10 protein-coding genes are annotated in these 12634 nt (G+C 40.4%); all 10 read right to left on the reverse strand.

The features are described 5' to 3' along the window. Positions 1–106: 106 nt before the first annotated feature. Complete coding sequence (locus BLP54_RS07145; protein WP_090168143.1) at positions 107–622, reverse strand: DUF4364 family protein; 516 nt, start codon at positions 620–622, stop codon at positions 107–109. Positions 623–648: 26 nt separating this feature from the next. Next, positions 649–1800 (reverse strand): NAD(P)-dependent malic enzyme, encoded by a 1152-nt coding sequence (locus tag BLP54_RS07150; RefSeq protein ID WP_090168145.1) that lies wholly within the window; start codon positions 1798–1800, stop codon positions 649–651. Positions 1801–1845: 45 nt separating this feature from the next. After that, a complete protein-coding gene (rho, locus tag BLP54_RS07155) occupies positions 1846–3309 on the reverse strand; it encodes a transcription termination factor Rho (protein ID WP_090168147.1) in 1464 nt (487 codons plus the stop codon). A gap of 169 nt (positions 3310–3478) precedes the next feature. After that, positions 3479–5125 carry a putative manganese-dependent inorganic diphosphatase gene (locus tag BLP54_RS07160; protein WP_072913579.1) on the reverse strand — a complete coding sequence of 549 codons (1647 nt, stop codon included), beginning with the start codon at positions 5123–5125 and terminating at the stop codon, positions 3479–3481. Positions 5126–5151: 26 nt separating this feature from the next. After that, a complete protein-coding gene (locus BLP54_RS07165; protein ID WP_090168149.1) occupies positions 5152–5826 on the reverse strand; it encodes a hypothetical protein in 675 nt (224 codons plus the stop codon). Positions 5827–5849: 23 nt separating this feature from the next. Then, positions 5850–7247, reverse strand: a complete 1398-nt coding sequence (locus BLP54_RS07170) for a glycine--tRNA ligase (protein WP_090168150.1) — start codon at positions 7245–7247, stop codon at positions 5850–5852. Between the two features lie 39 nt (positions 7248–7286). Then, positions 7287–8030, reverse strand: a complete 744-nt coding sequence (locus tag BLP54_RS07175) for a hypothetical protein (RefSeq protein ID WP_143002006.1) — start codon at positions 8028–8030, stop codon at positions 7287–7289. 32 nt (positions 8031–8062) lie between these two features. Then, the gene (gene recO / locus BLP54_RS07180) at positions 8063–8788 is read right to left on the reverse strand and encodes a DNA repair protein RecO (protein ID WP_090168155.1); all 726 of its coding nucleotides are present in this window, start codon (positions 8786–8788) and stop codon (positions 8063–8065) included. Positions 8789–8791: 3 nt separating this feature from the next. Next, positions 8792–9700, reverse strand: a complete 909-nt coding sequence (gene era, locus BLP54_RS07185) for a GTPase Era (RefSeq protein ID WP_090168157.1) — start codon at positions 9698–9700, stop codon at positions 8792–8794. A 9-nt stretch (positions 9701–9709) separates the two neighbouring features. Further along, positions 9710–12616 carry an insulinase family protein gene (locus BLP54_RS07190; protein ID WP_090168159.1) on the reverse strand — a complete coding sequence of 969 codons (2907 nt, stop codon included), beginning with the start codon at positions 12614–12616 and terminating at the stop codon, positions 9710–9712. Positions 12617–12634 lie beyond the last annotated feature (18 nt).

The following is a 12634-nucleotide window of genomic DNA, read 5'->3' on the forward strand; positions in this document are numbered from 1 at the left end:
AAATTGAATAGAATAATTTTCGTAAATTAGTTAAGAATTTTTTGGACACAAAAAAAGTACCCTAAAAAAAGGGTACTTTTTTATGATTGGTTAAAAAATTTACTATTTACTGCATTAGGATATCCATTATTGATGCAAAAACTTCATCACTTCGAACTTTCCAATTATTACAAAGGGTCTCTGCCATTTCCTTAGTAGCTACGTGGAATGACAAATCCATTGTAGGCACATCGTCTTCAGTGATTCTAAGCTGTACCACATAGCCGCCTCTATCAGCCTTAAAATATGTAGCTTTATAGGAGTTTTCCTCCTTCATGGAAATAGAATTAGCTTTAAGATATTTATTAATATCCTTTGAGAGGGCTGGTGTAATTTTTTCCTTGAAAAGCTCAAGTGTCTTCTTACCATCCTCAGTAATAGAGTAGGTAGTGTTGTTGTGATTTGTAACTGACTTTATAAGCCCTGCATCCTCATCATCACTTATAGCCTGCTGGGCTGTAAAATAATCTGTTAAATCTCCCTCAAGGAAGAAATCAGTAATCTGGCTATTGCTAAGCGGGAAACCACTTCGATGAAGTAATTCTAGTATTGTTATCTTGTATATCATGGTTGGTTCTGCCATGGTGTCCCTCCTGAAAAAAACTTACTTTAGACCAAGGCCTTAATTGCGTGTGATACTGCTACAGCCACACGTGGATCGAAGGCTTCTGGCAGGATAAACTCGTCACAAAGCTGACTCTCATCAACGAGATTTGCTATAGCATTTGCTGCTGCCAGCTTCATCTCCTCTGTGATAGCTGTGGCACGAGCCTCCAAAGCACCCCTGAAGATACCTGGGAATGCTACTACATTGTTTACCTGATTTGGGAAATCAGAACGACCTGTACCAACAACTCTTGCACCTGCTGCCTTTGCCTCGTCTGGCATAATCTCTGGTGTTGGATTTGCCATAGCAAAAAGGATAGAATCCTTTGCCATTGAAGAAACCATTTCCTTTGAAACGATTCCTGGTGCTGAAACACCAACAAAAATATCTGCTCCTACAAGTGCATCTGCAAGTGTACCTGTCTTATGAGAAAGGTTTGTAACCTTTGTCATTTCCTTCTGCATCCAGTTAAGATCTGGATAATCTGGACCAATGATGCCCTGACGGTCACACATTGTAACATCCTTGAAGCCATATGTTAAGAGAAGCTTTGTAATTGCAACACCAGCTGAACCTACTCCGTTAACAACAACCTTACATGCTTCCTTATCCTTCTTTACTACCTTTAAGGCATTGATGATACCTGCCAAAACAACAATAGCTGTTCCGTGCTGATCATCGTGGAAAACAGGGATATCTAATTCCTGTTTTAAACGCTCTTCGATTTCAAAACATCTTGGAGCAGAAATATCCTCAAGATTAATTCCTCCGAAGGTAGGAGCAATGGCCTTTACTGCTGCTACTATCTCATCTGGATCCTGAGTACTTAATACTATAGGGAATGCATTAACACCACCAAACTCCTTAAACAGTACACATTTGCCCTCCATAACAGGCATTGCTGCAAGTGGCCCGATATTTCCAAGTCCTAAAACTGCTGAACCATCTGATACTACCGCTACTGTGTTAGCCTTTAATGTGTAGTTGTAAGCCTCCTCGCTATCCTCTGCAATGATTCTGCAAGGTGCCGCTACACCTGGAGTGTAAGCAATGGATAAATCCTCCCTGTTTCTAACAGGTGCCTTTGATGTGGTCTCGATTTTACCATTCCACTGCTTGTGTAAAAATACCGCTGTTTCGTCTACTGATGCCATATTGCTCTCCCTTCATAATACCTTATGCTGTAAAACCAAAATATATTATATGACTCTCTTGCGAATAACCATATCGATGTAATCATCATTACACTTGGTATGGGCAAACATATTCAAGATAGTCTCTATAGCGTCTTCCTTGCGAGCACTATTAATAGCTCGTCGCATAATTTCCATAGCATCTAATTCCTTACGTGAAAGGAGAAGATCCTCTCTACGTGTGCCTGATGCTGTGATATCAATAGCTGGGAATATTCTCTTCTCAGAAAGCTTTCTGTCGAGAATGAGCTCCATGTTACCAGTTCCCTTAAATTCCTCGTATACAACGTCATCCATCTTTGAACCAGTCTCAACAAGGGCTGTAGCAAGGATTGTAAGGCTGCCGCCCTCTCTCATGTTTCTTGCTGCACCAAAGAACTTCTTTGGCATGTGAAGTGCTGCTGGATCAAGACCACCTGAAAGTGTACGTCCTGATGGCTGAACTGTAAGGTTGTAAGCACGTGCAAGTCTTGTGATGGAATCAAGAAGAATCATAACATCCTGACCATGCTCAACAAGTCTCTTTGCTCTCTCGATAACCATCTCAGAAACACGTCTGTGGTGCTCTGGACTTTCATCGAAGGTTGAATATATAACCTCTACATTCTTGCTGTTTCTCATAGTGTCCTTCATATCTGTAACTTCCTCAGGACGTTCATCGATAAGCAAGATGATAAGATGCATATCTGGGTGTGAATAATTAACCGAAGTAGCAACTTCTTTTAAAAGTGTGGTCTTACCTGCCTTAGGCTGGGCAACAATCATACCACGCTGTCCCTTTCCAATAGGGCTCACAAGATCAACAATACGCATTGCTACAGAACTCTTCTGACGCTCTAAACGAATTCTCTCATTAGGGAAAATCGGTGTAAGGTCCTCGAAGTTTGGTCTTCTGCAGGCTGCAGCTGGATCGTAGCCGTTGATGGTATCGATAATCATAAGAGCTGCGAACTTATCAGTTGGATTATTGAAACACTTCTTTCCAATGATAATATCACCAGTCTTAAGATTGAATTTCTTAATCTGTGACTGAGAAACATAAACATCCTCAGTGCCAGGCATGTAGTTATCGCAACGAATAAATCCGAAGCCGTCACTCATAACCTCCAAAATACCGCTGGCAGAAAGAAGTCCATCTGTAGGAATATCCTGAGGTACATTTTCGTTTCGCTCTACCTTCTCAGATTTTTCCATCTTTTCTGGACGTTCTGTGCGTTCTGGACGCTCTGGTCTCTTAGGGCGCTCTGGTCTAGGCATTCTTTCGTTCTCTGCCTTTGCTGGAGCCGCTTTTAACTCTGTCTCCTTTGCTGGAGTTTCTTTAGCTGCTGCTTCTTTTGCGTCGATTTCGTCCTGTGCAAGCATAGCTTCTACTAAATCGGCTTTTTTCATAGAGGAAACGCCTTTTATTCCTCTAGCCTTCGCCAAATCACGTAGCACCGCAACCGCTAAACTCTCATATTTTTCTCTCATTTAACTCTCCTTAAATTTATAATTAAACAAATTATTTACGTCATGGAATTAAAAGTCGAATCGACTAATGAATTATACCTTGATGATAAATGAATTATATACTGTGGATAATGCAAAAACAAGGACTTCAAGAATTTTTTGCAAAAAATTCTTGAAGTCCAATATTATTTTATTCCTGAAGTGACTCCATAATAGGTGGGATGAGCTGCTTCTTTCTAGAAACAACACCCTCTAAAATGTAGCTGTCATCAGAAACTGGTAATCTAAATGCATCAGCAATAATCTTATCAGCATCATCACCAACAAAGAGAAGCTCTGTTGACTGATTAAGAATATCTGTAAGCATGCAGAATACTGCATCTAAGTCTGAAGAATCCTTTAATGTGCCCATGTAGCTCTTGATTCCATCCTTGATAGAATTGAGCTGGCCCTTAGAAATTGAGCTAACCTGTGCAACACCAAAGTTGATATCTCCGCTGTTGAAAATCTTGTAATCTGTGTGGAAGATCTGATCTGGAGTCTTATCCTTGAAATCACTTCCAGCTTCAAACATTGATGTAGCAAGCTCAACAACATCAACACCTGCGATATCAGCAAGCATTCTAGCCTTTGCCTCATCTACAGGAGTACATGTAGGTGAACGGAACATAAGTGTATCTGAAATGATAGCTGAGCAAAGCACACCTGCGATATGCTTTGGAATCTCAACCCCCTTTTCCTCATACATCATAGAAACGATTGTTGCTGTAGAACCTACAGGCTGGTTTCTAAAGTAGATAGGTGAAACAGTCTCTAATGAGCCAAGTCTGTGGTGATCGATAATCTCAAGTACCTCAGCCTGATCAAGACCATCTACGGCCTGTGACTTTTCGTTGTGGTCAACAAGAATAACCTGCTTCTTCTGCATATTTAAGAGAAGACGACGTGAAACCATTCCAACATAGTGTCTGTTCTCATCTAAGATTGGGAAATCGCGGTGACGAACTGACTTCATGATTTCGCGAACATCATCTACATAATCATCTAACTCAAAGCTAACAATGTCGTCCTTCTGCATGAACTGACGAATTGGCATTGACTGGTGAATAAGGCGGGCAACAGTGAAAGTATCGTACTCTGTTGTGATAAGTACACACTGATGCTCCTCTGCGAGTCTGATAATCTCAGGCTCAACATGGCTTGCGCCGCAAACAACAAGACAGCTACATCCAGCTTCAATACAGATAGCCTGACGAGCTGTGATGTTACCAACGATTGCTAAATCATCTACGTTGATATCATCCATAAGGTCCTCACGGTTGCTTGAAGCAATTACAACCTGTCCCTTAACAAAATAAGCGTGTGGATTACCTGTAACAAGGTTTCCGTTTAATGTGCCAATGATATTGCTGTACTGTGTTCTGGCACGTGAAAGGATGCTATTGTCGTAAATATCCATATATGAATATGCGATATCTCCGTTTACGATAACTCCTTCAAGCTTTCCTGTCTTTCCTACTACAGGAAGTGTAGCTACATCTCTCTCAAGCATAAGCTCCCATGCTTTCTTAAGGGAAATGTGACCATCAACTGGCTCAAGACGACGATATTCGATATCTGTCAACTGAGCGCCAACATCCATAACTGTCTCTGGCTCTTGGATGTTGAATCTTTCCAAAACGTAGCGGGTCTCCTCGTTGAGTTGACCCGCCTTTTTAGCTTCGTAAATAGTGCCATTATTTGATGTGGCGTTTTTCAGATATGCGTAGGCTACAGCTGCGCAAACGCTATCTGAGTCAGGGTTTTTGTGTCCAATAATATAAACCGTATTCGGCATAGTACCTCCGTTAAAATAAAACTATACTATAAAATTCCAAATGAAAGTAATAAACCCGCAATACCAACCCCAAGATTTGCAGCAAGAAGAACTATTGCTGCAATAATAAGCTTCTTAAGTGAGCTATAATGCTCTAAAGCTTTCACTGACTGTTCTTCGCTCTTATCGTGCTCCTTAAGGAGATCCTGAATCAAGCGATATAAATGAACTGATTCAGAATGAGTTTTCTCTGAAAGCTCGCACTGAATACTATCAAGGCCTTCTGAAACATTTCTAAGAGTATCCTGAAGATTTCTGTTATGTGTTTCATAGGACTCTTGATTATCGTTCACTTGGCCTTTAATGTCAAGCTCTAATTGATCCATATTGTTCTTAACAACCTGCATCATTCTGTCAACCTGAGTCTCAACATCAGCAACCAAGCTGTCTGCTTCCTCTTGTTTTTTATTAAGTTCATCCTGAAGCTGTAAATTAATAGCCTCTTTCTCCTGAACAAGAGCTTCAAGCTCAGCAGCCTTCTGTTCCTTTGCCAAAATAAGCTGCTGAAGCTGAGTAGCCTTCTCGCGAAAAGCATCAATCTGTGAAAGTAATAAATCCTCGCCATTATCGAGCTCGATAGATGTAACGTTTACCTCTGGCTGTGAATCCTCAGTAGAAGTTACGTCATCAAGTTCGATCTCCTGTACATTTAATTTTTCCATAGCACATCTCTCCTTAAAAATGGTTAGAAAGTGAACTTGTCTGCAAAGTAAGCATCTAAGTCTGCGATAGCGATACGCTCCTGCTCCATAGAATCACGGTGACGAATTGTAACCATGTGATCTTCCTCAGAGTCGAAATCGTATGTGATGCAGAATGGTGTTCCGATTTCGTCCATACGACGATATCTCTTACCGATAGTTCCTCTGTCATCAAATTCACAATTATATTTCTTTGAAAGCTCTGCAAATACCTTCTCAGCGCCTTCATTAAGTTTCTTAGAAAGTGGAAGTACACCAATCTTAACAGGTGCAAGTGCTGGGTGGAAGTGAAGAACTGTACGAACATCACTCTTTCCATCCTTACCAACTTCTTCCTCATCATATGCTGCACAAAGGAAAGCAAGTACTACACGGTCTGCACCAAGAGATGGCTCGATAACGTATGGTAAATACTTCTCATTTGTCTCATCATCAAAGTATGTAAGATCCTGACCAGATACATTCTGATGCTGTGTAAGGTCGTAATCTGTACGGCTGGCAATACCCCAAAGCTCGCCCCATCCGAATGGGAATAAGAACTCGATATCTGTAGTGCCTGTAGAATAGAATGAAAGCTCCTCTGGATCATGGTCACGGAGACGCATCTCATCTTCCTTCATGCCAAGGCTAAGGAGCCAATCACGGCAGAAGCTTCTCCAGTACTGGAACCACTCATCCTGTGAGCCTGGCTTGCAGAAGAACTCAAGCTCCATCTGCTCAAACTCACGTGTACGGAAAGTGAAGTTACCAGGTGTAATCTCGTTACGGAAAGACTTACCAATCTGGCCTATACCAAATGGAACCTTCTTACGAGATGTACGCTGTACATTCTTGAAGTTTACGAAAATACCCTGAGCTGTCTCTGGGCGAAGGTAAACTGTATTCTTAGCATCCTCTGTAACACCCTGGAATGTCTTGAACATAAGGTTGAATTCACGGATGTCTGTAAAGTTGTGCTTTCCACATGTAGGACATGGAACATTGTTGTTCTCGATGAATTCCTTCATCTCTTCCTTTGTCCAACCATCAACTGAACCCTTAAGCTCGATGTTGTTCTCAGCTGCAAAATCCTCGATAATCTTGTCAGCTCTAAAACGCTCGTGGCACTCCTTACAATCCATAAGAGGATCTGAGAATGAGCCAAGGTGACCTGAAGCAATCCATGTCTGTGGATTCATAAGAATAGCACAGTCAACACCTACGTTGTATGGGTTCTCCTGAACGAACTTCTGCCACCAAGCTTTTTTAACATTGTTCTTAAGCTCGACACCAAGATTTCCATAATCCCATGTATTAGCAAGACCACCGTAAATCTCAGAGCCTGCATATACAAAGCCTCTTGCCTTTGCAAGAGCAATGATTTTGTCCATTGTCTTTTCCATAATTATTATTTCCTCTCTATATAAATATATATTTATTTATTATTTTGCTGTGTATACGATATACACTAAATCTGTGGCATCGTTGTTTCCATCAGCCTGTGAAATGCCAACTGTATGATCATCAAGAACCTCTGTAGAAGTATCTGATACATATGTAATCTTTCCTGGGACTACTACATTAACATTTTCCTTAACAATGGCAACCTTTGAGCCTGCAAATGTGCTGTCAGCATCCATTGTCTGACCTGTAGCCTTTGATGTTCCATCTACAATAGAAAATGTTTCATTAAAATCATACCCTGCTGTAACGGCACCCTCGTAGGAACCATTATAAGTGCTATAAGAACTAAATGCTGCATAACATTCAGCATCTTTATAGGTAGTTTTAACGTAAACCTGCCCTTTTCTGAAAGTAATTCTCTTTAGTGAAATGGATTTACTGCCATATGACTCATTAAAGTCTTTGATTAAATTCTGAGTGTATTTCTTGAATTCTGCCTTTGAATAAGTCTGTGTATCGAAATCTGTAACCTCTTCGAATACCACCTGACCATCCTGTGTAAATGTAATAGTGGACTTATCTGCTGCTCCGCCTGATGCGATGAGAGCTCCACCAAACTTAACAACTAATGTTACAAGCAGTGCAAGTAACGCTGCGCAAATAACACCGAAAATAATACGGTTGCGCATTACTTCTCTCTGTCTTTTTTTACGTCTGGCTGCCTGAAGTTCCTTCGCAGCAACCCCCTGTCTTGTTGGACTAGTGGCATTTCTACTTCTCATACCACCTTTTCCTCCAGCAGGTCTCCTTTGTGTCATAAAAATTCCTCGCTTTTGTATTTGTGCGCTCTATAGTTTAATCTATAAGCGGACAAAATTCTAGTAAATTCTTCTTCCGTTTCATTATTCAGTACAAAAGTATACAACTTTTCTATCTTAGATGAAACAATGAATTGCATAGTATAGAGGGTTGACGCTGAAATATCCGTACCTGCCTCCAAATTGCCACACTCACGACAAAGCATTCCATGTCGTTTAATGGAAAACGTGGTAAGATTTTCCTTTTTTCCACAACTACAACACTGGAAAACATTTGGATATTCACCATCTATTACCCATGTCTTTAAATCATAGATGTTTTTCAATAATCTAAGGGAAAACTTTCCCGATTCCAACGCCTTAAGACTCTGATATAAAAGTGCAAGTCGCTGTCTCTCATCTACTCCTTCAACGGAAAGATAATCCGCTACCTCCAAGAAATAAGAACCAAGGCAAACCTTTTCATAATCCAGTACCAAATCTCTGAAATAATTTGTGATATTAGTTTTTGAAATATGGTAGGAGTTCCGCCCTTCAAAGGCCTCGAAAGTACCGAAGCAAAATGGAGAACAGGCGGCAACCATTGGGTTATTTGGCCTTCTCGCTCCCTTGGCAAAAGCTGTCACCCTGCCTGATTCTTTGGTAAGAATCACAAGTCTCTTATCAAATTCTCCCACATCAGAGCTGGAAAGCACTATTCCAGTAAGGGTAACCAGTCCCATTGATTATAAGTCCTCTTTTTTGTATCCAAAATTCTTCAGCTCGTAATCGCTGTCTCGCCAATCCTTCTTAACCTTAACAAAGAGCTTAAGATTAACCTTAGCATCTAAAAGCTTCTCAATTTCGTAGCGGGAATTAGTACCAATCTTCTTAATCATGGCACCACCCTTTCCTATGATAATGCCCTTGTGAGAAGTCTTCTCGCAAATGATAGTAGCTTCAATATCCCACATTGCCTTCTTACCTGGACGTTCTTTCATAGTATCAATAGCAATTGCTATACCATGAGGAACCTCGTCGTTAAGGGCATGAAGTGATTTCTCTCTGATAATCTCTGCGGTGATTTCTCTGAGAGTCTGGTTTGTAACTGTCTCCTCGTCATAGAAAGCAGGTCCTTCTGGAAGATGCTTAAATATAGTAGAAAGAAGATCGTCACAGCCCTCACCGTGAAGAGCAGAAACTGGAACAACCTCGATGAAATCGCACAAATCCTTAAAGGCCTGAATTGTCTCTCCAACTTTTGCACCGTCAGCCATGTCGATTTTGTTGATAACTAAGATAACTGGCGCATCTACTGTGGAAAGAAGCTCTGCGATTTTCTTATCTCCAGCTCCTACCTTTGTATCTGGCTCAATAAGCCAAAGAATAAGATCCACATCGTTGATTGTGCTCTTGGCAGCAGACATCATGTACTCTCCAAGCTTATTCTTTGCCTGGTGCATACCTGGTGTGTCAAGAAATACAATCTGACCAACCTCTTCATCTGTATAAACAGTCTGAATGCGGTTTCTAGTGGTCTGTGGCTTGTTGCTGGTGATAGCAATCTTCTGACCAATAATGTGGTTCATAAGTGTGCTCTTTCCAACATTTGGACGACCTACAATTGTTACAAATCCCGATTTAAAATTACTCATACTTTTCCTCTAATATAAACTTTCTATTGAACTAAACAATTCACTATTTTGATTTATCACATTTTCATTACCGACTACGCAGATATGGTGCTGAGCTACGGCTGCATCAATTGGTGCTGCCAGTGCTCTGATATCTTCTACTGTAGCATCAAGGACTTCATCACGAATTTTCTGAAGATCCTCAAGCTTTAGCTCTGACATGTAACAGCTCAAGCCCCTAAGTCCTCTCTGGGAAGGTGTAAGAGGTGTATCCATTCCGCTGATAGTTCCAATAATGTATTTCGTCATGTCTCTGTCATCAGCTTCGAAGGCTCTCAGGTAATCTCCTGTCTCCTCAAATACCTTTAAGGTCTCTGTAAGATTTGGATCGCGGTATGAAACAAAGGCCAAGTCACCCTGACGACTAAGCATCATGTTACATCCATACGCACCACCCTGAACTCTGACCTTAATCCAGAAATAATCGTAACCAAGAATGGTACCTAAAATCTTAAAGGCGCCATTATATTCAAAGCCAGCCTTTCTGAAATCGCCAGCCATGGCTACGTACTGAATCTGCGAAGCATCTTTAAGCGCCTCTTTTACCTCGTGCTCCTCAAACTTAAAGCCACCGAAATCATATTTCTCCTCTGAAAGAAGTGGTTTAATCTCTCCCACTAATCTCTTTGCCTGACTGAGTACCTCGCTCTTTCCGGTAGAGGATACAATCAATCTTGATTTAGAGAAGATATATTTACTCAATAAATTTAATTTAGATATAACTTCATCTTTTCTGCTGTCAAAATTCTCTTCTAAGTCCACTAAGAAGCGATAGAAGGAAATTCCACTGCCAGTTTCTGAGATAGCTGCCTTCTTTGAGAAACCACATCTGGCTCTTGTTGCAGCAATCAAATTACCTCTGCCACTGATATTTGATTCCATGTGAGATTTCTCAGCTATAATAAGCTCTTTCAAACGCTTCTCATCAGAGAAATCTGTGTGAAGAAGCATCTCCATTGCCAAATCTTTAGCAGCATCTGCCTCATCGTAGATAAACTTAGAACGAACCTCGAAGGTCATTCTACATTCATCCTTTGTATTATTCACCTCATAAATACCGGTGTTTGTAGTGATACCACCAGTATGGAGATACATCTCATTAGTGAAATCAGTGTATGTGTAATTCTTTGTGTCCATCAAACCGATGAAGCGTTCCAGCATAGACACATATGGAATCCACTCAGCACTAATATCACTGATATCGAACACCATGTTAAAGTAATGTATTCCATTTGTGCTAACCTTATGATGAAGCAAGGCAGTGCCATCCTCATCATAAACTGCCAAATCTATAGGACGAGCATTTCTTCTAAGATCTAAGCGTGAAAGCATTGGAATCTTCTCTAAGTCCTTCTTTGGAGAAGGAGTCTCCTGATATTCCTTTAAGTAAGCTGTATGCTCTACGATTTTCTTAATCTCATCCTTAGAAAGCTTTGATTTTACATATGCTAAATGCTTCTTCAGCTCTTCATCATCGGCACCTGTAAGTCCCTGCTTTGGACGAAGTGTAACAATTGATTTATGGTTGTTAGAAAGAAGATAAACATCAGCAATATAATCAAAAAGTCCGTTCTCAACCCTAGATTTAATTTTCTCCAATACCTCAACAGAATGAAGATGTAAGAATGGCTGGTTCTTATCGTACAGCCAGCTGTCTAAAAGCTGAAGACCAATAATAAGTCCCTTTGGTGCACTACCGAAGTCCAACTCTCTTGCTCTAAACTGTTCTCCGTTAATGGAAGCAAAAAGAGTTTTCTTATCAATACCCTTTTTGATTTCCTTCTCAAGAGTGCTCTCAATAATATTAACGAACTTATCCTTATCCTCTTCGTTGGCTCCACGAGCTACGATGCTAAAGAACATCTGACGCTGTGAGGACTCAAAAGAACACTCTACATCCTCAGCGATATTAGCATCAATAAGTGCCTGGTAAAGTGGAGCGCCTGGCGCAGAAACTAAAGCGTAATTTAATATATCGAATGCACGGTACATATTAGGATCTAAAACATCGCCGATACATACGTTGTAAGAAAGATAAGCGTTGTTCTCGATTTCCTGATCCTCGGCAATAGAATAATCAATAGTCTTCTCCACCGGCTTATCAAAAGGCTTCTGCATCTGAATCTCAGAATCTACCTCGAGATAATCATAGTAGCGGAGATATTTTGTATCTAAATACTCTAAAAGGTCATCTATATCAACATTACCATAGACATATATATATGAATTGCTTGGATGATAATACTTGCTGTGGAAGGCAAGGAAATCCTCGTAGGTAAGATTAGGTATTTCCTTTGGATCTCCGCCTGACTCAATAGCATAAGTAGTATCTGGGAAAAGCGAATTCAAAATCTGACGATTAAGAACATCATCTGGTGAAGAGTATGCACCCTTCATTTCGTTGTAAACGACACCATTAATTGTCAAATCGCTGTTCTCATCTTCCATCTCATAGTGCCAGCCCTCCTGCTCAAATATCTCACGATACTTGTAGATATTTGGATGGAAAACTGCATCCATATATACATCAATGAGGTTCATATAATCGTTGTCATTGGTGCTGGCAATTGGATATACAGTTTTGTCTGGATATGTAATGGCATTAAGGAAAGTATTAAGGCTTCCTTTTACCAACTCAACAAATGGGTCCTTAACAGGATATTTGTCTGAACCACAGAGAACTGTGTGCTCAACAATATGTGCTACACCAGTAGAATCCTTAGGTGGTGTTCTAAATCCTACATAAAAAACCTTGTTATCATCGTCATTTGAAATAAAACAAATTCTAGCCTTTGTCTTCTTGTGTTCAAAAATAAATCCGAGGGAATCCAGCCCCTCAAGCTTTTCTTCCTTTAATAATTCATATGCTTTGTTCATTAATTAGTATTACCCCTT

Source organism: Pseudobutyrivibrio sp. 49 (assembly GCF_900100545.1).
In the GTDB taxonomy this organism is placed as follows: Bacteria; Bacillota; Clostridia; order Lachnospirales; family Lachnospiraceae; genus Pseudobutyrivibrio.